Source organism: Plebeiibacterium sediminum, assembly GCF_026013605.1.
Lineage (GTDB): Bacteria > Bacteroidota > Bacteroidia > Bacteroidales > Marinilabiliaceae > Saccharicrinis > Saccharicrinis sediminus.
In genome coordinates this window covers 1-22,826 of record NZ_JAPDPJ010000061.1, presented here as the reverse complement: position 1 = coordinate 22,826, position 22,826 = coordinate 1, and the positions used below count along the sequence as shown (strand labels likewise).

The 22,826-nt window shown below is 33.6% G+C and carries 19 protein-coding genes and 1 pseudogene; 13 read left to right on the top strand and 7 right to left on the bottom strand.

Going from position 1 to position 22,826, the window contains the following annotated elements; translation table 11 throughout:
• Nucleotides 1-12 precede the first annotated feature (12 nt).
• Nucleotides 13-570, bottom strand: coding sequence for an acetate uptake transporter (locus OM075_RS19570; RefSeq protein ID WP_301192239.1), 558 nt, complete (start codon nucleotides 568-570; stop codon nucleotides 13-15).
• A gap of 354 nt (nucleotides 571-924) precedes the next feature.
• Nucleotides 925-1,206: a pyrimidine/purine nucleoside phosphorylase gene (gene ppnP, locus OM075_RS19565; RefSeq protein ID WP_301192238.1), complete on the bottom strand. Its 282-nt coding sequence runs from the start codon at nucleotides 1,204-1,206 to the stop codon at nucleotides 925-927.
• A 181-nt stretch (nucleotides 1,207-1,387) separates the two neighbouring features.
• Between ppnP and OM075_RS19560 the strand changes: the two genes are divergently transcribed.
• Entirely contained in the window at nucleotides 1,388-1,801 is a 414-nt protein-coding gene (locus OM075_RS19560) for a DUF7793 family protein (RefSeq protein ID WP_301192237.1), read from the top strand.
• The gene (locus OM075_RS19555) at nucleotides 1,794-2,786 is read left to right on the top strand and encodes a sensor histidine kinase (RefSeq protein WP_301192236.1); all 993 of its coding nucleotides are present in this window, start codon (nucleotides 1,794-1,796) and stop codon (nucleotides 2,784-2,786) included. The genes OM075_RS19560 and OM075_RS19555 overlap by 8 nt, the downstream gene beginning before the upstream one ends.
• 115 nt (nucleotides 2,787-2,901) lie before the next feature.
• On the opposite strand, the gene OM075_RS19550 is transcribed toward OM075_RS19555, so the two are convergent.
• Nucleotides 2,902-4,923, bottom strand: a complete 2,022-nt coding sequence (locus OM075_RS19550) for an FAD-dependent oxidoreductase (protein WP_301192235.1) — start codon at nucleotides 4,921-4,923, stop codon at nucleotides 2,902-2,904.
• 259 nt (nucleotides 4,924-5,182) lie between these two features.
• On the opposite strand from OM075_RS19550, the gene OM075_RS19545 reads away from it, so the two are divergent.
• Nucleotides 5,183-5,878: a Crp/Fnr family transcriptional regulator gene (locus OM075_RS19545; RefSeq protein WP_301192234.1), complete on the top strand. Its 696-nt coding sequence runs from the start codon at nucleotides 5,183-5,185 to the stop codon at nucleotides 5,876-5,878.
• Between the two features lie 90 nt (nucleotides 5,879-5,968).
• Nucleotides 5,969-6,925 carry a sensor histidine kinase gene (locus OM075_RS19540; protein ID WP_301192233.1) on the top strand — a complete coding sequence of 319 codons (957 nt, stop codon included), beginning with the start codon at nucleotides 5,969-5,971 and terminating at the stop codon, nucleotides 6,923-6,925.
• 76 nt (nucleotides 6,926-7,001) lie between these two features.
• Here the strand turns inward: OM075_RS19540 and OM075_RS19535 are convergent, their stop codons facing one another.
• The gene (locus OM075_RS19535; RefSeq protein WP_301192232.1) at nucleotides 7,002-8,267 is read right to left on the bottom strand and encodes an LVIVD repeat-containing protein; all 1,266 of its coding nucleotides are present in this window, start codon (nucleotides 8,265-8,267) and stop codon (nucleotides 7,002-7,004) included.
• A gap of 191 nt (nucleotides 8,268-8,458) precedes the next feature.
• Between OM075_RS19535 and OM075_RS19530 the strand changes: the two genes are divergently transcribed.
• Nucleotides 8,459-9,022, top strand: a complete 564-nt coding sequence (locus OM075_RS19530; RefSeq protein WP_301192231.1) for a hypothetical protein — start codon at nucleotides 8,459-8,461, stop codon at nucleotides 9,020-9,022.
• Nucleotides 9,023-9,048: 26 nt separating this feature from the next.
• On the opposite strand, the gene OM075_RS19525 is transcribed toward OM075_RS19530, so the two are convergent.
• Nucleotides 9,049-9,645 carry a C40 family peptidase gene (locus tag OM075_RS19525; protein ID WP_301192230.1) on the bottom strand — a complete coding sequence of 199 codons (597 nt, stop codon included), beginning with the start codon at nucleotides 9,643-9,645 and terminating at the stop codon, nucleotides 9,049-9,051.
• 243 nt (nucleotides 9,646-9,888) lie between these two features.
• Here OM075_RS19525 and OM075_RS19520 point away from each other — a divergent pair, with 243 nt between their 5' ends.
• The 8 genes and pseudogenes from OM075_RS19520 to OM075_RS19485 all read left to right on the top strand — a co-directional run.
• Nucleotides 9,889-10,206: a hypothetical protein gene (locus OM075_RS19520; RefSeq protein ID WP_301192229.1), complete on the top strand. Its 318-nt coding sequence runs from the start codon at nucleotides 9,889-9,891 to the stop codon at nucleotides 10,204-10,206.
• Between the two features lie 192 nt (nucleotides 10,207-10,398).
• Nucleotides 10,399-14,565, top strand: coding sequence for a two-component regulator propeller domain-containing protein (locus OM075_RS19515; protein ID WP_301192228.1), 4,167 nt, complete (start codon nucleotides 10,399-10,401; stop codon nucleotides 14,563-14,565).
• Nucleotides 14,566-14,880: 315 nt separating this feature from the next.
• On the top strand, nucleotides 14,881-15,957 hold the full coding sequence (locus OM075_RS19510; protein ID WP_301192227.1) for a glycoside hydrolase family 11 protein: 1,077 nt from the start codon (nucleotides 14,881-14,883) through the stop codon (nucleotides 15,955-15,957).
• A 105-nt stretch (nucleotides 15,958-16,062) separates the two neighbouring features.
• Nucleotides 16,063-16,932 carry a formylglycine-generating enzyme family protein gene (locus OM075_RS19505; protein WP_301192226.1) on the top strand — a complete coding sequence of 290 codons (870 nt, stop codon included), beginning with the start codon at nucleotides 16,063-16,065 and terminating at the stop codon, nucleotides 16,930-16,932.
• 85 nt (nucleotides 16,933-17,017) lie between these two features.
• Nucleotides 17,018-17,956, top strand: a complete 939-nt coding sequence (locus tag OM075_RS19500) for a family 43 glycosylhydrolase (protein WP_301192225.1) — start codon at nucleotides 17,018-17,020, stop codon at nucleotides 17,954-17,956.
• Between the two features lie 109 nt (nucleotides 17,957-18,065).
• Nucleotides 18,066-18,311: a ribbon-helix-helix domain-containing protein gene (locus OM075_RS19495; RefSeq protein ID WP_301192224.1), complete on the top strand. Its 246-nt coding sequence runs from the start codon at nucleotides 18,066-18,068 to the stop codon at nucleotides 18,309-18,311.
• 168 nt (nucleotides 18,312-18,479) lie between these two features.
• Nucleotides 18,480-19,016 (top strand): hypothetical protein, encoded by a 537-nt coding sequence (locus tag OM075_RS19490; RefSeq protein WP_301192223.1) that lies wholly within the window; start codon nucleotides 18,480-18,482, stop codon nucleotides 19,014-19,016.
• Between the two features lie 137 nt (nucleotides 19,017-19,153).
• A pseudogene (locus OM075_RS19485) lies at nucleotides 19,154-19,426 on the top strand (DNA alkylation repair protein); the annotation flags it as partial.
• A gap of 8 nt (nucleotides 19,427-19,434) precedes the next feature.
• Here the strand turns inward: OM075_RS19485 and OM075_RS19480 are convergent.
• Both OM075_RS19480 and OM075_RS19475 read right to left on the bottom strand, forming a co-directional pair.
• A complete protein-coding gene (locus OM075_RS19480) occupies nucleotides 19,435-20,307 on the bottom strand; it encodes an RluA family pseudouridine synthase (RefSeq protein ID WP_301192222.1) in 873 nt (290 codons plus the stop codon).
• A gap of 149 nt (nucleotides 20,308-20,456) precedes the next feature.
• On the bottom strand, nucleotides 20,457-22,514 hold the full coding sequence (locus tag OM075_RS19475) for an acetate--CoA ligase family protein (RefSeq protein WP_301192221.1): 2,058 nt from the start codon (nucleotides 22,512-22,514) through the stop codon (nucleotides 20,457-20,459).
• Nucleotides 22,515-22,826: the final 312 nt, after the last annotated feature.

Sequence of the window (22,826 nt, the reverse complement as noted above, 5' to 3'; positions counted from 1 at the left end):
AATAGTATGATACTATTCAATAATTTTTTTCCCTAATGGAAAAACAACTTTACCAGCTAAATCATTTATAATAATAGCTCCCATCATATACCAGGCAGCCAATGCACAAATAATCAGATCAATTGCAGCAAATACTGTAAGCTGCGGCATTCCGAAATGTGCAAGGTCTAACAATATAAAACCAAGCAATAAAGTTCCAAAAGTAACTGCCATGGCCATATGCACTCTCCATGATGCAATAAACATGATGATAGTATACAATGTCCATCCCACCAAATAAAAGCCAACATCCGAATGTGATGATTTATATATATCAAAATGGTTTAATATCCAGATAATGCCCAAGCCAATCCAAAAAGATCCATAAGCTACAAAAGCACTGTATCCAAAGTTATTTCCCATTTTTTGTTCTTGAAATCCGGCTATCATCTGAGCCAGTCCTCCAAAAATAATTCCCATTGCCAAAACTGGTCCTATTCCAATCCATCCTAAATTATGGAATTGCAATAATAAAGTAGTTAAGCCAAAACCAGCTAATCCTACAACTGCCGGGTTTCCGTTTTTCATCATTGTATAAGTGTTTAAATTTCAGCCGGCAAAAGTAATTCGCTGCCCCATAACAAACAACGTCGATGATGTTAAATAGTGTTTACTTTAAGCCAAAATGAATAAGTAGTTTAAAAAATGGACTACGAAGGATTCGATTGTGCAATTGCAGTAATACATACAAAAAAAGGCCGGTTTATAAAAACCAGCCTTAATAGCTTAATTAGATCCTAAAATCTAACTATTTTTTTATTACCATATTGTTCTGAGATCCTGGTTTATCATTTAAATGAGTATATTTTCACATCCTAAATTGCAACCTGCATTAATCCGTTATATATTCATTAACCTCAATATAGAATAGGGTATAAACTCTAGTTACTCGTAACGGCAAACATAACTTACAGGTTCAGCTACCTTAACTTTAAAAGAAGCATCTTTTTCAACCTTAAAAGTTTCTCCTTGTTTATATAATTTCCACTCTGTTGATTCTGGTAATAAAACATCCATCTCTCCATAGGTTACTGTCATGTACTCAATGGTTGATGTACCAAATTCAAATTCACCGGGAGCAATAACTCCAGCAGTTGCTTTTCCATTACTGTTATCCACAGCAATAGATTTTACTTTTCCTTCGAAATACTCGTTTACTTGTAACATTTTAATGTTTTGTTAAATATTAGTTATTGAACGCAAATATAATCATCTAATTCATTCGCTATTATATATTTAAATTATAATTGTATAAATATTGCCATTCATCAAAAAACAACAAAGTCTCAAATTACAAATTACAATCATCTAAAAATTTCTTTTACATTTGCAATTCGAATTTACACGCATGACAAGTAATAAGATTTGTATAGAAAGAATTGGAGAGGGTGAATATGCTATTGGTGAGAGTAGAGTAAAAATTACCGATGGTGCATATATTGTTTATCATGTGATTGCCATTGGTGAGCAAACTGCCGAAGTTTCGGCTGCTCATGGAGAATTAATTAAGGAAACTTTAAGTAAATCAAATAAAAAGGTTCAATTTTTAATTGACCTTAATCATTGTGGTAAAAACTCACCCCAGGCCAGAGATTGTTGGAGAACCTATTCATTGTTAGAAACAACAACCAAAGTTGCCATTTTTGGTATGCATCCCGTATCAAGAATGATAGCTTCTTTTGTAATGGGTAAGATTAGTAAAATTGAACATTATCGTTTTTTTAGCACTGAAGATGAGGCAAGAGATTGGTTTAATGAATAGAAGTGATTTAATTAGTAATACAATGACTGATAACGAGAAGTCGAAGAGCGAGCGAATTGATGATATCATTGAAGGAGTAATGAAAATTGCTCATGGGGATATTGATCATCAATTTGAAATAACAGATAATAATGACAAGATTGATGCACTTTCTATGGGTATGAATATGCTAATGGATGATATAAAAGAGGGACATTTACAAAAAGTTGAAAACGAACGCATCACAAAACTCAACGAGGAATTAATTATTGCAAAAGAAAAAGCTTTTGAAAGTGAACGATTAAAAAATCAGTTTCTTCAAAATATCAGTCACGAAATCCGTACGCCTTTAAATGCAATTATTGGCTTCTCGGAATTATTACCTACATATTTTGACGATAAGGAAAGACTTATTGAATTTACTGAAATTATCAATAATAGTAGTTCTGATTTACTTCAGATTATTAATGATATTCTTGATATTGCTAAAATTGAATCTGGTCAGGTATCCATTAACTGGGAAATTGTTGATATTAAAACCATGTTGAATAATATCGAAGTCTTTTTCTCTCAATATCAAAAGCAACTTAATAAATCACACATTGAGTTTACCATGAATTTTCCGTGTGATAAAATAACCCAACCCATTCAGTTTGACAGCGGTAAATTAAAACAAATACTTACAAACCTTTTAAGTAATGCTTTTAAGTTTACGCATAGTGGTAAAATTGAAGTTGGATGCAAAGGATTAAGCGATACTCACTTTACAATGTACGTTTCAGATACTGGAATTGGCATATCAAAAGAGCTACAAGCACAAATTTTTGATCGCTTTATTCAAGCTGAAGATAATTACACTCAAAAACAAAAAGGTACCGGTTTAGGTTTGTCAATAGTAAAAGGGCTTATTGAATTACTTGGAGGTAATATATGGCTTGAGTCAGAATTAAATAAAGGAAGCACCTTTACTTTTTCTATTCCGTATAAGTTTTACAAACCATTTTAATTTCATAAAAAAAATCGCGCTAATTGAAACTTCAACCGCGCGATTTCACACATAAACTCTATCGAAATTTAATTTACTAAGTTCAACCTCAATATTAAACTTAGCCTAGCAAACCCTAATTCCTCATTTTGTCTAATCTCGACATCATAGCAGCAATACCACCACCATTCATAACATTAGTATAACCTCTTTGCATTAATACTTGCTTGGCATAAGCCGAACGAGCACCTGATGCACAATAAACAACAATCTCTCGATTTGGATTGGATCCCAGATCCACTTTATTTTGCATGATATCATCCAAAGGAATATTTACAGCATTTGGGAATGCCCCACTTCTGAATTCTCCTTCTGTTCTAACATCAACAATCAATAATCCATTATCACTTTTCTTGTCTTCTTTTTTAGGAGCTTCCTCTTTTTGCTCTTCTTCCTGTGCCCCAATACTTTTAGCCTCAATATCTAATAAATTAATATCAAACTCTTCAAATCCAATGGTTAAAGCATATCGTTGTAACGATGTATGACCTCCTGAGATATTCACTACATTTTTAAATCCGGCCCCAACAAGCGTTCTTAATGCCTGATGACTTTTTTTACCAAACTCATCATAAACCAATATCAAACGATCATTAGGAAGCTGCTCCATTTGCTCTGGCAATACTTCTAAAGGAATATGTATGGCACCCTGAATATGACTCTTTTGATAGGCAAAAATATCTCTGACATCAATAGCTATGGCATCTTGTCCTTTTAGTAATTCATCCAACTCTGATACGGTAACCGATGGACTATATCCCGACATTCTGTTTTCAGCCACGTAGGCAGCCATATTCATCGCATCATTTGCAGTTCCGATTGGAGGAGAATATGCAAAATCAACGTCTGCAATATCACTCACCTTCAATTTAGATGCTGTTGCTGTTGCAATCACATCCAAACGTTTATCTGCGCCCTTGTAACCAGCAGTTTGTCCGCCTAAAATAACACCAGTATTTTTATCATATACCAATTGTACTGTTACAGTTTCAGCTCCCGGATAATATGATGTATGATGCTCCTTATGAACAACAACGGCATCTGCATCAATTCCTAACGCTCGCGCTTGTTTTAAAGATAAACCTGTAATACCTGCAACTGCTTCAAAAACACGCACTACTGAAGTACCAATTGCTCCCATGTAGCTGTGATTTCCTCCTAATGCATTTTCTGCAGCGATACGCCCTTGTCGGTTAGCAGGACCTGCCAATGGAATACGTACTTTTTTACCATTAACACGGTGCTCAATTTCAACCATATCACCTGCAGCATAAATATTAGGATCAGAAGTTTGTAACTGATCATTCACCAATAAACCACCAGCTTCACCAATGGCCAATCCGGCATCTATAGCCAACTGTAAAGTTGGTCGCACGCCTATTGACATTAAAACCATATCGGCATCCAACTCCTCACCATTATCTAAAATAACAGAATCAGATTTAATTTGTGTTACTGCTGTATTTGTATGAACACCTACTCCATAAGCAAGAAGCTCCTGCTCAACAAAACCTGCAATTTCTCCATCCATGATAGACATTACATGATCCATTTTTTCAACAACAGAAACATTTAAACCTCTTTTAACCAAGGCCTCAACCATTTCCAAACCAATAAATCCGCCACCAACAACAACTGCATTTTTAGGATTTTCATCTTCCAGGTGTGCAGAAATCTTATCCATATCCTCAAGTGTCCATAATGTAAATACATGGTCACGATCTGATCCGGGAAACTCTGGTTTTAAAGGTCTGCCTCCCTGAGCTAAAATCAATTTATCGTATTCAAAACTTCTGGTTTCGCCTGATCTGCTATCAATGGCTTTAATTTGATTATTTTCCTTATCAATAGATGAAACAATAGTATGTGTATATACATCAACATCATATTGTTCTTTAAAGCTTTCAGGGCTTTGTAAAATTAATTTTGAACGGCTCTTAATATCTCCGGCAATATAATATGGCAATCCACAATTTGCGAATGAAATATCAGGACCAGCCTCTAGCATTACAATTTTTGCATCTGGCGATAATCTTCTCGCCTTTGCTGCAGCTGTTGCTCCTGCTGCCACCCCTCCAATAATTACGATTTTTTCCATTATATATATTTTTTTTATTTTTTGCTTATTTAAAATTGCCCTAACAGGCTTTGTTTTTTTGTTTTGACAAATCTATCTCATAGCACCAAATAATTTACTATAAAAACACAAGAACGTGTTCTGTGTTTAAATTGATATACATCAACTTTTTTATTGACGACGGTCATTTTCTTGAAATTGATTATATTTTTGTATTGTATTCTACAGATATTTAGCTCTAATAGTCAACATTTTTAAGGGTTGACAGAATAAAAAAAAAATGAAAACCTTACAACAAAACGATATAAACTTTATTTGCGAACTTAATGCTCCATGCTTTCAGGCTTTAAGTCCGGATGAAGTTCAATTGGTAAAATCCAGCCGCACACAAGTACAGTTTCGTAAAGGCGATAACCTGACCAAGCAAGGTACTTTTGCCTCTTATGTGATGTTTGTTGTAGATGGCCTGGCCATTCAGTATGTAGAAAGCGACCTGACAAAGAATTATAATTTACGTATTATTCAACCCGGCGAGTTTATTGGCTTGTCATCTGTTTTTTCGGCCAATACATTTAGCTATTCCTCTGTTGCAATTACTGATTGCCACGTTTTTTTAGTTGAAAAAACTGCTATTGCACAAATTATCAGTTCAAATGGTATTTTTGGTTTAAGTTTAATCAAACGATATTCTGAACAAAATGTAAATTTATACGATATCATTCGTAAAGTGCTTTATAAACAAATGAATGGCCGCATGGCTGAAGCATTACTTTACATTAATAATATTAAGCCAAAGTATCCTGATATTTTCCAGATTTTAACCAGAAAAGACTTAGCTGATTTTGCAGGAATTTCAACGGAGAGTGCTGTAAAGCTTCTAAAAACCTTAGAAAAAGACCATATACTGGAGCTTAACGGAAAAGATATTAATATTCTGGATGAACTGAAACTAACCGAAATTTGTAAACATGGATAAAATATTTCGTCCTTATTAAATAAATGTTGTTGATTACAAATAATAGTTTTTATACATTAGTAATGAAAACGTTATAAACTCACACCAAAGATGCTCAAGAAAATCAAGTTTGAATACATACTTGCCATACTGTATATTTTAGCAGGAGGTTTATGGATTTTATATTCAGACTTGTTTGTTTCTAACCTGACAGATAATCCGGATACCATTACACGAATACAACATTTTAAAGGTTGGTTTTATGTATTTACTACAGGTATTCTTTTATTTTTCATGATTAAAAATCACATTCAAAAGATTAGAAAAGCTGAAGCTAAAGCAAAGGAAAACGACAAACTTAAAACCGTATTTATTCAAAACATATCGCATGAGTTAAGAACTCCAATGAACTCAATAATTGGTTTTTCAGAACTAGCTCAAACAGAAAAAACAGATAATGAAATTTTGAATTTGTATCTAAAAACCATATTGAACAGTTCTCAACAATTGCTATTGACCATAAACGATGTAATGGACGCTTCGCTGTTGGAGTCGGGTAATATGTTCTTAAATCTGACTGAAATTAAACTGCGGGATTTTTTAAATGGTTTTTCAAATAATTATACGCCATTACTTGATTCAAAAGTAAAACTATGCCAATCTGGAAATGACTTACCCAGAGACTTTGTATTCACCTCCGACGAAGAAAAACTTCGCCGGGTAATGAATAACCTGCTCAATAATGCGATTAAGTTTACCAATGAAGGTTGCATAGAGTATGGTTGTATTGCAAAAAATAATCACCTTGAGTTTTATGTAAAAGACTCTGGTTCCGGTATAGAATCATCCATGCTTAAAAATATATTTAACCGCTTTGTACAAACAGAAAACACGGTTAAACAATGCAAAGGAGGTACTGGTTTAGGGTTAGCCATTTGCAAAGATATTATAGAATTGCATCAAGGTAAAATTTGGGTTGAATCAGAACTTAATGTTGGTTCCACGTTTTGGTTTACCATTCCTTTAAAACTAACTCACCCAAGTTATAACAGATATGCATACAACTAACCCACTAAATCTCTAATTACATATTTAGTTTTTTATGTTTCTCAGCTTTTTCAATTAGAATAAATATTAAACCCAATTACTCATAAACCACTATGTGGCTCAATAATTTAATATTTTCCAAATCAGAATAATCATATTGATATAACCCATCTTCACCAATCATTAATAATACATTGCCAATAGGAATGACATCAAAAGCATCAATGTCTTTATAATGTGCTAATTGATGATCTGATATTGTATAAGGATCTGCAGCATTATAAATTTTAAGTCCGTCATCACCATCACATACAAAAAGCACCTCATCATCAATTCCTAAACCATAAGGATTTTCCATAGGATATGATTTTAACAATTCCGGCGCTTCAATATTTGAAATATCAATCACCTCCAGTTCACTATCTATCGCTCCACATAAATTTCCTCCACGTAATGTTACATAGGCATAATCACCTTCAACAACAACAGGGTCGCAAGCTGTTGCATGACGAAACTGAGAAATAAACTCAGGACTTGAAGGATCCTGTAAACTATAAATATACATGCCGCTTTGAGCCCCAATAAATAACATCTGATTATAAGGAAATAGCGTTTCTATTTGCCAACTGATATAGATATTTTTTGTAAAAGATGGATTTGAAGGATCTGATACATCAAATAAATTTAATGCACTGTTATTAATGGCATATAAATAGTGATCATACAAGGTAAAACGAGCCATGGAACCTCCTACTCCATTTCCTGAACCACTCACACTATTTGCACTTGCATCTCCTGCCAAAAATATTCCATCCCATTCCACAAATCGTTCATAATAAATTCCATTATCATTTACCGGCTCTGTTACTGTTGATACCTTATAGCCAATAATTACACCTTTTTCTGTATCTACACTTCCTAAAATACCTCCCTCAAAATCAGGAATAATATAAGGAAATACATCCTCATCCCGATCCACTTCTTTAATATCATTCAGGTTACTGATATCAATGGTCAAAAGATCAATATAACTATCAGCGTAAAGCATATTTCCTTTAATAGCTAAATCCACATTACCGGGTATTTCAATAAAAGAAACATTTTGAGGGTTGGAAGGATCTGAATTATCTATAACATGAATACCTTTCTGATATTCGTTGATAAAGATAAAATCATCTTTAAAATATATTTTACCTGCCTTTTTAATATCTTCTGGTGGAAGCACACTGAACGCCGATCTTAAATCGGAGTAACTCATATATTCAGGTGAATTTACGGTATAAGTATCTTCTATTTGGTTGGTACAAGAGAATGATACCAAACCTATAGTTAGTAAAAATAAATACTGTATTCTTTTCTTCATGACGCTTTTTAGTTATTAGGTTAATAGTATGTGGTTGCAAACACATTGTATTGATGTTGGACAGTTGCTATGGTTGCGTTTTTTGTAAAAGAATTATGAGTATTATAAATAACTGATATTTGTTTGTACTTATTTAACTTGTTCACGCAACTGTTTGAATAGCTTTCCATCATAATAAAAAAACATAACTCATGAAAAACCTACTTTTGCTATCATTAATAGTAATTTCTGCTGTAACATACGGACAAGAGCAAGCCGAAAACAAATTCAATATAAAATACCAAAACTACACAGCATACACACAAATGATCGGTTCGCAAAAAGACCACAATGCCGTGATCAATTCCATTCAAATGGAACATAACTTTTTACTGAACAAAACCTTTGCATTTGGACTATCTACAGGTATTGAATGGATGGATATAAAGATGGCATCTGTTGGACCCAACCTAAAGATTTTCATCCCTGCTTTTAACCAACAATCGCTATACATTGGAGGAAGCTATGGAGCTGTAATCCCACTTGAAGATGAAAAAGAAGAATGGATAGAAGTATTAGACACCAAGGGAAAACACTTTTTTAATGCAGAAGCTGGCTATATATTCCCATCCAAAAGTGCCATGGCTTTTTATATAGCTATGGGATATCGATATCAAAAATACTCTTACACCAGAACGGATTGGTGGAGGAATAACGTAGAAAGAAATATTGAATACAACAGATTTATCCTAAAATTAGGAATACGATTGTTTTGAATAAACCAATATCTACAGATGTATAATTAAAACACTCTGGTTCCAAATATAAATTTATCTTTCCACCAGCTATTATCCAATGAGGTAATAGTAACACCTTTACTTGAAGAGGTATGTATAAACTGATTATTACCAATACAAATACCGGCATGAGTGATATATTTACTTGTTTTGTAAGTATTGATAAAGAATATTAAATCACCTTTTCTCAACTCATTTTTATCTTGAATAATCTTTCCATACCTGGCTTGCTCTTCAGAATTATGAGGTAAAGTAATTCCATTTAGGGCAAAAGCTTGCATCACTAATCCGGAGCAATCCATACATTTTTTAGAAGAACCGCCCATACAATGGGGAGTTCCCATATATTTACGTGCTGATTTTATAATATCATCTGCACTAACTTTACCCGTATTTAAACGCTTACCGGTTCCGCTGGCTATAAATTGATTTAATCTTTTATTGCCTGTATGAGGAGTCAATGTTTTTGAAGTTATACTACTTTTTTGATAAGATACATCAGGTAAGGCTTTTCTTGAACATGATGTTGTAAAAACCAGCGTTAAAAACAAAATGCCCTGAATACAAATTAGTAATGGCAGCTTTTCTTTTATACTAAACATATTGTGTTGTTATTACTTAAGAAACAACAATTATACGAACAAAATATTTCTAACAAGAACCAACATACTGTTATTTTACTTAAGTCAACTGTTGAATAAAACCAATACACTCTATTTCTTTTTAATTTTATATCATTTTTATACAATATTTTACAATACACTCCGTTAATATTAAACGTAATACTTACGTACTGTATACTATTACACCCTTCTTCTATCCTGCTGACTTAAATTTTAAATAAGATGAATACTATTTCAATAACTTTAATTATTGGGATAATGGCGGGAATATTATACTGCATACCAATGATTATTCAAAGACTTAATAGAAGAGATACTTTTTCTGCTTTTATACATTATTTTACCCTTGGAGTAATTATTCCTTTTGTACAGTGGAATATAAATCCTTGTATAAAAGGATTAATAATAGCATTACTGACATCTGTTCCTATTATGATTATAGTTTACCCCAAAGACAATAAAGCTTTAATTCCCATAATTATTTTCTCATTAATATTAGGAGCGGGAATCGGTATTGCTGGAGAAAGCTTAATTGATTAAAAAGTATTCAATTATTCTGAAAATTTTTTCCGCTCTAAAGAATAAATCAATAGCAAGATCTTTTAAAATTTAACAAACAACTCATAAAAATTAAATCTACTGAGTTGATTTTTGGATTATAGCAGAGTTAAAGTAAAGCAATTAAAAAAAATGCTTTCAATTATATAGTTCACTGTATTAAAATAAGTTTGAATGAGAAACATGGTATTTACTATAGTTTTTAGACTAATAACTCTTTCTGTTCCTGCATGCAATATGACGTGGGATAATACCTATTTCAGATCAGCAATTGAAAGAATCGTAATAATCGCTTGTTTTGGGCTGATAAGTATTAGTGCTTATACACAATACAGTGATATTGACTTTCAACAATTAACTCCTGAATTGGGATACCAGCAAGTTACTTGCACTTATAAAGATTCATATGGTTTCCTATGGATTGGTACAGCCGACGGTTTACACAAATACAATGGTACTGATGTAATAAATTACGAAAAAAGTTCAGTGGATACTACCTCTATCTCAAGCAATACGATCAATGCCATTTGCGAAGATAACAACCGTAATATATGGATAGGAACTTCTGATGGACTCAATTTATATCATCGCGAAAAAGATCAATTTCAGAGATATCCTATGCTTAATGAGTACTCTGTATTCTATATTAATGACTTGTTTGTGGATAGTGAAGGAAAAATATGGATATGTACTATGGGAAATGGACTAACTTCATACAATCCTAAAAATTCAGAAACATATGCTCTAAGACATCATAAAGATGACCCGGAATCATTAATTTCTAATGCAGTAACTTGCATTACACAAGATGAATCGGGCAATTACTGGATAGGTACCCGAAACGGATTAGATCAGTTTAATCCCAGATCTCAAACTATTAAGCATTATACACATCAGGAAAACAATAGTAAAAGTTTATCATGGAACCACATCACATCCTTACTTATTGATAAAAGCCAAAATCTTTGGATCGGAACTTACGGTGGAGGATTAAATAAGGTTAACATTAATGACAAAGAATTTAAATTTATGTCATTCAAAAAGAACAACCATCCTGACAGTTTAAGTCATAATCATATTTTAACGCTTTGCAAAGACCCTTACGATAATTTATGGATTGGAACTGAGAATGGAGGCCTTAATTATTTTGACCGTCACAACAATAAGTTTATCCATTATTATGCGGAACAAAACATACCCAACAAGTTAGGATGTAACTCTATTTGGTCTATTTATATTGATGACCGAAATGTTCTTTGGATTGGGACCTTTAATAAAGGTCTTTATTTACACGATAAATATTTCTATAAATTCAACCTGGTTCAACATATTCCCACCTCAAAAAATACACTTGCAAACAATAATGTAAAAGCATTTTCAGAGGATAAAAACAAAGGACTTTGGATTGCTACAGATGGAGGTGGAATCAGTTATTTTAATCTCATCAATAAACAATTTGAAAACCGTTTTAATAACCAAAAACTAAAAAACAAAGCTGTTATTGATATCATGTATGATTCCCATAATTATTTATGGGCTAGTATCTGGAATGGAGGACTACTAAAACTAAATCAAAACGGTGATATTATTCAGCGCTACACCATAAAAAGTAAGGTAAGCAGACAAGCAAATACTATTTGTATGCTTGAGGACTGTTATGGTGATATTTGGGCAGGAACAGTTGGCGATGGCCTTTATAAGTACAATCCTGAATTGGATCTTTTTGAAAATACATCTGCCCCTTCTAAATTTATAGAAATGGTTCAGTCGCCTTTTATATACTGTATTTTTGAGGACAGTAGAAAAAATCTTTGGATAGGTACACTATATGGCCTGTACAAGATGATTCGAAAGGATGATGGAGAATTTCAGATGTTATCCTATAAATATGACAAGAACAATAAATATAGCATTAATAATTATAGAATAAGAACTCTCTTTGAAGACAGTAACGGATATTTATGGGCTGGAACCGAAGATGGTTTAAATAAGTTTGATTACCGCGAAAATAGATTTTACGCTTATACAAAGGAGAATGGACTCCCTAGTAACCTGATTAATGGAATTCTGGAAGATAACAATAAAAATTTATGGGTTAGCACGAATAAGGGTGTTGCAAAATTTAATCTGATTACCGAAAAAGTTGAATGCTATAATCAAAAGGATGGTTTAAACTCAAATATGTTGAATATGCAATCCTGCATAAAAACCAGCACTCAGCAATTGTTTTATGGTGGAAATAATGGCTTCAATTATTTTATACCAGACAGTATCGATACCAATCCTTATATCCCTCCGGTATATCTTACAGGAATCAAGCTTTTTAATATCCCATTGAAAATAGGCAAAGAATCACCACTAAAAAAGAATATCTCACTTACCAATGAAATTCATTTTAATTGGAAACAAAACTCCTTTACTATTGAATATGCTGCATTGAATTATACATTACCTTCCAGAAATCAATACAAGTACAAACTAGAAGGTTTAGATAGTGATTGGATATATGTGGGCAATAAACATAGCGCTACCTATACAAACTTAAACCCGGGAACTTATTCATTTCTGGTAAAAGGCTCAAATAACGATGGTAAATGGAATAATAATCCAACCAAATTAAAAATTATAATTGCACCGCCAATATGGAAAACAATCTGGGCCTATCTGCTCTACACAATTATTGCCGGGATTTTATTATACAGTTTTATTCAGTTAGAAACCCTACAGGCTAAACAGGCTGAGAAATTAAAAATAGAAACATTAAAACGAGAAAAAGAAGTTGAAATTCACCAGTTAAAAACAGACTTTTTCGCCAATATTTCACACGAAATACGTACACCGCTTAGCCTGATAATATCTCCACTCGAATCTATAATATCTCAAAAAAAGACTCCTGCAAGTATTCAGAAACAACTCAACATGGTATTCAAGAATGTAAAACGAATGTATGAACTCATTAATGAGTTGCTCATGTTTACAAAATCTGAATCATTGCAATTAAAACCGATAATTGAAAAAGTTGATTTAATTGTTTTTTCAAGACATGTATATAGCTTGTTCCTGAATCAGGCTGAGAATAGAAAAATCAATTATGAATTTATCTCATCCTCTGATTCCATTGAAGTTTGGGTAGATAAAAACATGATGGAAAAAATCCTCTCTAATTTATTATCGAATGCATTCAAATTTACTCCAGACAAAGGCAATATAAAACTATTGGTAAGTCATCCGCAAAATATAGAAACATCTGACAGTTTTATTATTGAAGTAATGGATAATGGAATGGGTATTGATCCTGAAAATATCAACAAAGTTTTTGCAAGATATTTCCAATGTCAGGGTGATGATACTTCTTATTATGCAGGTTTCGGAATTGGGCTGGCTTTGGTGAAAAATTTGGTAGAACTACATCATGGTACCATAAAGGTACGTAGTGAAAAGTGGAAGAGCACTTGTTTTTGTGTACAAATACCTATAAACAAACCTCATGGTGAACAGATGGTTTATTCAAACACCAAACCTCAGTCCTATGCTGAGAATATACCTGTTACAGATTTTGAAATTTCAAATGAAGATGTGAGTAAAAAATCTCCATTTATTTTATTAGCTGATGATAACAAAGAGTTTTTAGAGTATTTAGTAAGCTTACTGAGTGAAACATATAATATTATCACAGCCGAAAATGGTGAAGATGCCTATCATAAAGCATTAAAACAATCCCCGGATTTAATTATAACAGATGTAAGAATGCCTGTTTTAAATGGAATTGAGTTCTGTAAAAAAATAAGAAGTAACGTTTCAACAAACCACATACCTATCATTTTCTTAACCTCGAACATTGATGTTAAAAATAAACTTGAAGGTATTGAAACAGGAGCCGATGTATATCTTACCAAACCTTTTAACGTAGAAATATTATTAACAACAGTGAGAAAAACACTTGAAAATAGAAAATTATTATATCAAAAGTACAGCCAGGAGGTTTTTTCAACCTTACAACAAACCGAAGTAAATCTTATAGACAAAGAGTTTCTTCAAAAAATTATTGACTTTGTTAATGGCAATATTGAAGACAAGGACATATCTGTTGAAAAACTTGCTTCACATATGGCTATGAATCGAAGTAATCTTTACCGCAAAATTAAATCATTAACAGGGCAAACTGCCATTGAATTCATTCGATTCATTCGATTAAAAAGATCCATTAAATATCTGAAAGATGGAAAATACAACATTTCTGAAGTTGCCATGAAAGTTGGATTTGATTCTCCAGGTTACTTCACCAAATGTTTTAAAGCTCAGTTTAATAAATTACCTTCCGAGTTATTACCTGAAAAATAATAACAATATCCCTTATAAGAACATCTTCACAACTCAAGTTTAGTTTTAAAATTTTCAGGACTAAACTGTGACAAATAGCATTTGCATCATTTGTTTAATATTCTGCAACATTTGTATGATAGGGAAATGCTATGTCATGTATAAATTCGTATTGGCTGATTAAAATACATTAATTATCAGACAAGTATGCCCCATCACTAATCTCATCAATTAAAATATTATACATCATATGCATATAACAAAAGTCCCTATATAATAATAGTCTCCCTAAAGGGTAATATTTATTAATAACTTAAATTCTATAACAAATCTTTTATGAAAAAACTACTTTGTTTTGCAGCTGTATTTCTACTAATCATGTCTGCATGTGAAAACGAAAATCTTGAAGAAGTAAAACCAGAAGGTTCTGCTAAACTTAAATCCTACCAGTCTGGAACTGATGATGGTTATTTTTGGTCTTTATGGACCGATGACAAAAGCGGATGGGTTGACTACAATAATGGTTCCGGGGGTAATTACAGCGTTTCGTGGAACTATACAGGTAACTTCACTTGTGGTAAAGGTTGGACAACTGGTTCAAAAACCCGTGTAATAGGTTATAATGTTGGTACTTATAGCCAGAATGGCGGAGGTGGTTCAATTGCTTATTATGGATGGACTAGAAACCCTTTAATTGAATATTATGTAAATGAAATGTGGGGAGGACACAGACCTGATGGTGGTACTCACATCGGTACAGTATACAGTGATGGTGCTACATACGATATCTACACTAATATGCGTTACCAAAAACCATCCATTGATGGTACACAAACATTCAGACAAGTTTATAGTACACGTCGTAGTGAAAGTTCAGTTGGTGCAAGTCACAAAATTACATTTGCCAATCATGCCAATGCATGGGCCAGATCAGGCTATGGATTAGGTAGCGATATGTCACCTTCAGCAATTATGTTAACAGAATCTTACGGAACCAGTACCGGAAATGCTAATTTAACCATCTGGAATGCAGGAAGCAGTACTGGAGATACAGGTGGTGGTTCAAGCGGAGGTTCCGCATTACCAATAAGAATAAGAGCTCGTGGAGTTAGTGGTTCTGAAAGAATTAGTCTTTATGTTGGCGGTAATAACTGTGGTACATGGACCTTAAGCACATCTATGAGTGACTACAGGGTAACATTATACACTAGCAGAGGCGACATCAGAGTTGCATATGAAAATGATGCCAGTGGAAGAGATGTACAAATTGATTACGTATCTGTTGACGGTGATTGGCGTCAGGCTGAAGACCAAAGCTACAACACAGGTGTATGGCAAAATGGCAGCTGCGGTGGATCATACAGTGAATGGCTTCATTGTTCAGGTTCAATCGGATTTGGAAACACTCCATAAATAAATTACATACCTTTCCTTCTAAACTAGAGTACATCTTGTGAAAACTGCTGTCTGATTTTTTCAGACAGCTTTTTTCTGTTACTAACAATAATCGAAACAATAGTGGAACAAGAAAAATTGAGTTTATGCATTTTCTTCCTATTCATAATGTTAATTGGATGCAATAATCGTGATCAGGAAAAAATGGTTTTTATTGAGGGAAACGACTTTGTGTTAATCAGATCAGAACTATACGATAAAAGTGATTTTGTATTTAGCTATTATATGGGAAAATACGAAGTAACACAAAAAGAATGGATGGAATTAATGCACTACAATCCATCGATGTTCAAAGGACAAGATCTGCCCGTTGAAATGGTATCATGGTACGAATGTGCATTATTTTGTAATAAAAAAAGTGTTTCTGAAGGCTTAAATCCTTATTATAATATTGATAGCTTAAAGAGTGATGTAAACAATAAAAACGACTACGACAGCCTTAAATGGACTGTTACTTTCAATACAGAAGCTGATGGTTACCGGCTTCCTTCTGAATCAGAATGGCAATATGCTATAGATGCGGGCGATATTCTAAAAAATTTAATGTATAGTGGCAGTGGCGATATTGATCAGGTGGCCTGGTATTGGCGAAATTCTGGCAAGTCAAAACTAACAGGGGACTGGTCATGGGAAAAAGTAAAAAAGAACTCATGCAGCACACACCCTGTAGGGCAAAAACAACCCAATGGATTTGGATTGTACGATATGTCTGGAAATGTTAGAGAATGGTGTAATGATTGGTATGAGGATTATTATATAGAAGTTGGGTATTACAAAGTACAAAAAGGTGGTGGCTGGCTTGGAGGAGAACATACCTGTATGACCTCGGACAGAGGGAAATTTGAAGCCAGCGGTAAAGGTCCGGATCAAGGCTTTCGATTATGCCGAACAGTGATTAAAAATCAAGAAAAACAATATTCCCAAGAGTTTTGAAAATTGTAATAGTTGATTAACTTTAACCGACTTAAAATCAACAATTACCTTAAAATTACACATCGCATCCTATCAAACGTAAATCATGAAGCATTTCTGTTTAATCACTCTATTGGCACTATTAAGCAATTGGGTAATAGCTCAAAACCCATTTATAACCCATATGTATACAGCCGACCCATCTGCTAGGGTATTTAACGACACGCTATTTGTATACCCATCCCACGATCAGGATACTGCTACTAAATTTACAATGTATGACTGGCATGTCTTTTCCACCACTGACATGAAAAACTGGAAAGATCATGGGGTTGCCTTTTCTTTAGATGATGTAAGCTGGGCTGATAAACAAGCCTGGGCACCGGATTGTATCTACAGAAATGGAAAATACTATTTTTACTATCCTGTTGAACATAGCATGATTGGAGTTGCTGTGAGTAACAATCCTTATGGCTATTTTAAAGATCCCCTCGATTCTGCTTTAATTCACACCAACTCTGCTGGTGTTATTTGCAATCGCGACTTTATTGACCCTGCTGTATTTATTGATGATGATGGTCAGGCATACCTTTATATGGGACAATTAGTTGTAAATGCCATAAAGCTCAATGAAGATATGATTTCGTACGACGGAAAAGTTCATATCATTAAAGGAACCGATGATTTTTTTGAAGCCATCTGGATGCATAAATATAATGGTAAGTACTACCTCTCATATGCCGCAGAAAGTGGCGAAATAAAATATTGCATGAGTAATAATCCATTAGGCCCTTTTGAATATAAAGGTGTGATCCTTCCCAAAATGAATAGTGGAACCAACCATCATTCTATTGTGGAATACAAAGGGCAATGGTACATGTTCTATCATAATTCTGATTTATATTATAAAAACCACCCTGAAGTTGAAGAAAAATTTGGCTGGGGACACAAGGGAAGCCCTCACCCATTCCGCAGATCAATCTGTTTTGATAAATTATACTACAACGAAGATGGAACTATTCAACAAGTGATACCTACGAAATAATATGAGTAAAATAATTTATATTTAAGAAAAACTTATTTATTGATTGGTTAAAACAAAAACATGTGGATGATTCGATATTGGTGTAACTTTACATCAAAAACTCAAGATTATGCCAAGACAAAGTATATCATTTTCGAAACCTAACGACAAGGTGCTCAAAGCTCAAGTCGATAGTGAGGAATATTCAAGCAAAAGTGAACTTGTTAATGATTTAATCAGACAAGCCAGAAAGCAGCAATCTCAAATTGATTGGATTAGAGCCAAACTTGAAGAATCAGAACAAAGTGATTTTACAAATGACTCTAAAGAAGAAATTTTAAAACAATCAAGGTCTTTACTTTATGGCGAAATATAAACTTAGTAATACTGCCAAAAAAAATTTAATACGTATCCATCATTATGGAGTTAAAAAATTTGGAGTTTCACAAGCAGATAAATATTTCGAGTCATTTTTTGGTTATTTTGATAATACAAAGTTTCTGAATCAAACCTTCGTAATAGTTCAACGGCTAACAATTATACTGTGAAGTACGCCTATTTTATTGCAATCCTTGGATTATTTGTTTCTTTTAATATAACTGCTCTAATTAAAGATGGCTATTATATTGGATTAAAAACAATTGAGAAAATACATAAACATGAAGGATTGGTATACAAAAACCATCTCTTAATAAAGGGCGATTCAGCCTATCTATATAAAGAACCCATAAGAATTTATAATAATGACACTTCTAGACTAGTTTCTGATTGCTCATTTTATTATAAAGGATATTTTAAAAATCACGAAAAAGGAAATTCAAAATTCCTTGAATTGGAATTAATTGATTGTGATTATTGTGCCAGAGAAATATTGGTAGATTCTATTACTGGCAAAAATATTTTCAAGCCTGATTTTAAGAATTACAAGGTTAAACCTGGAAAAGAGTTAATAATTGATGATGTTAAATATAAATATCAAACATCAAAAATTTACCCGGTAGATATTGTAGTTTTTTATCGAAGTCATGAAGTTGAAATTGAAGAAACTCCAGAAATAAATTTTCTTGAATCCATCCAGTGATAAACATTACGATCTTTTCTATTAAAATTACAACACAACATCACTTAAGCCATGATTAATTCCAAAATATATGAGATCAGAGAATTTTGCGTTAAAAAAACGGATCCTGCTATCATTAATCAGAATGGAAGCACCGGACTATTCCTGTTTCTCTGGTTGAACTCGATAAATTAACCAAGAATTTAAAGCCTGCAGATACTTTTGTATTAATTGAAGCGTTAATGCTTGATGATTCAGAATATGTTCAAAAAGGAATTGGTACCTTATTACGTGGTTTATGGAAAAAATATCCTGCACAAATTGAGGATTTTCTTATGGAATGGAAAGACCAATGTAGCAGATTAATCATACAATACTCCACTGAAAAAATGGATAAGGAGTACAGAAAAAAATTTAGGAAAAGTAAATAGATAATTCCTTAATCCCAATCAAATATCTTCTTAAACTTTTTAGGAACAGGAGCAACTACTTTCATTTTTTCGTTGGTAAATGGATGAGTAAACTCCAATAAATATGAATGTAAATACAATCCTTTACCTTTTAATATCAATCCTTCCTTTCCGTATTCTGCATCGCCTAAAATAGGGTTTCCAATAGAAGACAGGTGTTTACGTAATTGATGGCGTCTTCCTGTAAAAAGGGTAAGTTCAACCAGGTTTAAATAGGTAAAACGCTCTGAAATTTCTGACTTCAAAACTTTATAGGCTGATTTGGCTCTTTTACCATCCACTTCACCTTCAATTATTCCATTTACTGGCATTTCTCCAATAGTAATTGCAAGGTATTGTTTATTAATACTTCTACTTTCAAACACTTTGTTTAATGCAATTACAGCCTCCTGAGTTTTACCAATAAGTAAAGCTCCACTGGTAGGATAATCTAGCCGATGAATTGGTTCCGGACGATCTAATGCATCTGGTTGGGTACTTCTTTTCAGGTTCGAAGGTAAAGAATTTTCCAGTGTTATCTTTTTATTTCCACTTACCAGTATTCCGGCTGGCTTATGTACTACGGCCAAATAATCATCCTCAAATACAACTTCAATAGGATATTCAATTGTTGGTTTAACTACTGCTTTTTTATTTTCAAATAACTCAAGAACTTCTCCTCCTTTAATAAAATCAGCAGTTTGACCTCGTTTTTCATCTATGTAAACATGTCCGCTCTTAATGGCTTTTTTAATGCTCTTTTTTGAGGGAAGTGCCTTAAATAACTCCGGTGCAATATCTGATAATCGTTTTCTCTCATCTAGATGAGGGACAGTTAGCTTTTCTAGTAGTCTATCTTGCATGGTGCAAAAGTAAAAGTTATTAGTTAAAAATTGAATGTCAAAAGTCAAAAGTTCCTGGAACTCATTCTAAGGTAAACGCTCATATACTATATCCAATGAACTGCCAACTGAAGACTGCTGACTGAAGACTGAGAACTGAAGACTAAATTCTACTCCCCTTTCTCAATCCTGATTCTTGCATCTACAGCTACAATACGTTTTAGATTACCCATAAGTGGATTCAAATCAATCTCTTTTATTTCGGGATGCTGGTAAACTAAATTCGAAAACTGCACTATTATTTCAGCAAATAAATCAATATTAACTCCTTCCTGCCCTCTTAATCCATGAAGGATTTTAATCCCTTTCAAACTTTTTATCATATTTAGTGCTTCATCTTTTGAAACCGGAGCCATACTATAACTTACATCTTTTAAAACCTCAACAAATACACCTCCCAATCCACACAAGATCGTATGCCCAAATCCTTCATCGTATTTTGCACCTAAAAACAACTCTATGCCAGATACCATTTGCTGAATCAAAACACCCTCTGCGCCTTCTATCTGCATCAGCTTATCGTATTTATCATACAATTCTTCAGCATCCTTAACATTTAAAAATACCCCTCCCACATCTGATTTATGCACAGGTCCGATGACTTTAAGCACCACCGGAAACTCTACATGGTTAATCCGCATATCCAACTCTTGAGTACTACGCAACACCAGCTCAGCTACAAACGGGATATCAACCTTTGATATTAATGCGGAAACTTTTTCAGGAGGTAAGTAACCATCTTCAAATTTTTCAATGAGGTCTTCCAAATCCACAACGCTACCATCCCGAATCTCCTCTGTATTATTATCATTGCTGAAATATACCTTAGCCAGTGCTTCGCCAAATATTACCTCATCAGGAAAATTCACATGTCCTTTAGAAATAAAGGTTTCAATATCATCTTTAACATTAATAATTGAAGGAAGAATAGCAAATATAGGTTTCTGGCATGATAAGGATTTCTGATGCAAAACCTCATAAACCTCTTTTACCGGGAAGAGCCCCGAACTTCCAAAAATCACCACTATAGCATCTATCTGGTCAAAATCATTTTCGCAGGCATCAATAATCGCAGCCAACTGTTCAGCATTTCCGGTAGCTAAAAAATCAATGGGATTCGCCACACTTGAACCATCGTACAACTTTTCTTTCAGTTTTTCGGTAGCTTCCCCATCGAGTTTTGGCACTTTAAAACCAGCTTTTGAAAGCGTATCGGTAAGCATCACTGCTGGACCACCGGCATGGGTAATAATAGCAATGTTTCTTCCTTCGAATTCTTTAGTCATATAAATAGCGCCTACCACAGCCAATTCCATTCTCCCGTAACATCTTACAATTCCGGCCTTTTTAAACAAAGCATCCACCGCCATATCTGAATTTGCCATAGCTCCGGTATGGCTTGAAGCTGCACGACTACCATCTTCTGAAAATCCTGCTTTTATCCCGGCAATTTTACATCCCTTATTAATCAATGACCGAGCATGCTTCAAAAGTTTTTTTCCGTCATTAACACTTTCTATATAAAGCAGCTTAATTTTTGAACTCGTTTTGGGATTATAGCTTAAATCAAGGTATTCCAATACATCTTCTACCCCAATTTGAGCACTGTTTCCAACAGAATATACGCTATTAAAACGTAAGCCTAATGGTCGACCAATTTCCATGATAAAAACAGCGGTAGCTCCGGAACCCGAGATAAAATCAACGCCTTTATTACTAAAAACTGGTATAGGCGTTGTAAATACACTATGATGATTCTGGTTCATCATTCCAATACAATTCGGACCAATTAAGCAGCCATCAACCTGATTGATAACTTCAACAATCTCACGTTCATAAAGAGCCCCTTGCTCGCTCTCTTCACTAAATCCTGCCGAAATAATAATAAATGCTTTGGTTCCCTTATTTAACGCCAGCGTTTTAACCGCACAAGGACAGTATTTTGCAGCCACTGCAATTACTGCCAAATCTATGTTGTCCGGTAAATCCTCAACAGCACTAAAGGTTTCTATACCCTGAACATGAGCCGTTTTAGGATTAGTAACGTAGATTTTTCCTTTAAAACTTTTTAGGATATGATGTAATATTTTGCCACCGGGTTTACTCAAATCATTTGAACCTCCAATTACGACAATACTTTGTGGATTTAACAGCTGCTGATTTACCATAAGATCAAGATTTTTAGCTACCTCTTATATAAAACTCCTAAAATTTACCATAAAATACAATGAATAATATCACTTAGCATAACACCCGTTTTAACATCTATACCTATTTACAATGCTGCAATACCTATCAGCATCTCTCAAATACCTCAAATCGAAAGCAAAACACCTATTTACATCTTCTATATACCTATTGTCGATGTTTGCAATACCTATCAGCATGGGTATGTTCAAAATTCTGTGTCAGAGTTTGTTTATATGTTCATTTCTTTTTTGAAATCAATATCAAAAGCTTTGAAGGCCAAGTAAAGATTC

Excerpts from the sequence above, each read along its gene's own strand:
- OM075_RS19535 (WP_301192232.1), bottom strand. The coding sequence starts at position 8,267 with ATGAAGAAAAGAATACAGTATTTATTTTTACTAACTATAGGTTTGGTA.
- OM075_RS19480 (WP_301192222.1), bottom strand. The coding sequence starts at position 20,307 with ATGCAAGATAGACTACTAGAAAAGCTAACTGTCCCTCATCTAGATGAG.
- OM075_RS19540 (WP_301192233.1), top strand. The coding sequence starts at position 5,969 with ATGCTCAAGAAAATCAAGTTTGAATACATACTTGCCATACTGTATATT.
- OM075_RS19500 (WP_301192225.1), top strand. The coding sequence starts at position 17,018 with ATGAAGCATTTCTGTTTAATCACTCTATTGGCACTATTAAGCAATTGG.
- OM075_RS19495 (WP_301192224.1), top strand. The coding sequence starts at position 18,066 with ATGCCAAGACAAAGTATATCATTTTCGAAACCTAACGACAAGGTGCTC.
- OM075_RS19545 (WP_301192234.1), top strand. The coding sequence starts at position 5,183 with ATGAAAACCTTACAACAAAACGATATAAACTTTATTTGCGAACTTAAT.
- OM075_RS19530 (WP_301192231.1), top strand. The coding sequence starts at position 8,459 with ATGAAAAACCTACTTTTGCTATCATTAATAGTAATTTCTGCTGTAACA.
- OM075_RS19550 (WP_301192235.1), bottom strand. The coding sequence starts at position 4,923 with ATGGAAAAAATCGTAATTATTGGAGGGGTGGCAGCAGGAGCAACAGCT.
- OM075_RS19555 (WP_301192236.1), top strand. The coding sequence starts at position 1,794 with ATGAATAGAAGTGATTTAATTAGTAATACAATGACTGATAACGAGAAG.
- OM075_RS19475 (WP_301192221.1), bottom strand. The coding sequence starts at position 22,514 with ATGGTAAATCAGCAGCTGTTAAATCCACAAAGTATTGTCGTAATTGGA.
- ppnP (WP_301192238.1), bottom strand. The coding sequence starts at position 1,206 with ATGTTACAAGTAAACGAGTATTTCGAAGGAAAAGTAAAATCTATTGCT.
- OM075_RS19510 (WP_301192227.1), top strand. The coding sequence starts at position 14,881 with ATGAAAAAACTACTTTGTTTTGCAGCTGTATTTCTACTAATCATGTCT.
- OM075_RS19560 (WP_301192237.1), top strand. The coding sequence starts at position 1,388 with ATGACAAGTAATAAGATTTGTATAGAAAGAATTGGAGAGGGTGAATAT.
- OM075_RS19520 (WP_301192229.1), top strand. The coding sequence starts at position 9,889 with ATGAATACTATTTCAATAACTTTAATTATTGGGATAATGGCGGGAATA.
- OM075_RS19525 (WP_301192230.1), bottom strand. The coding sequence starts at position 9,645 with ATGTTTAGTATAAAAGAAAAGCTGCCATTACTAATTTGTATTCAGGGC.
- OM075_RS19570 (WP_301192239.1), bottom strand. The coding sequence starts at position 570 with ATGATGAAAAACGGAAACCCGGCAGTTGTAGGATTAGCTGGTTTTGGC.
- OM075_RS19515 (WP_301192228.1), top strand. The coding sequence starts at position 10,399 with ATGAGAAACATGGTATTTACTATAGTTTTTAGACTAATAACTCTTTCT.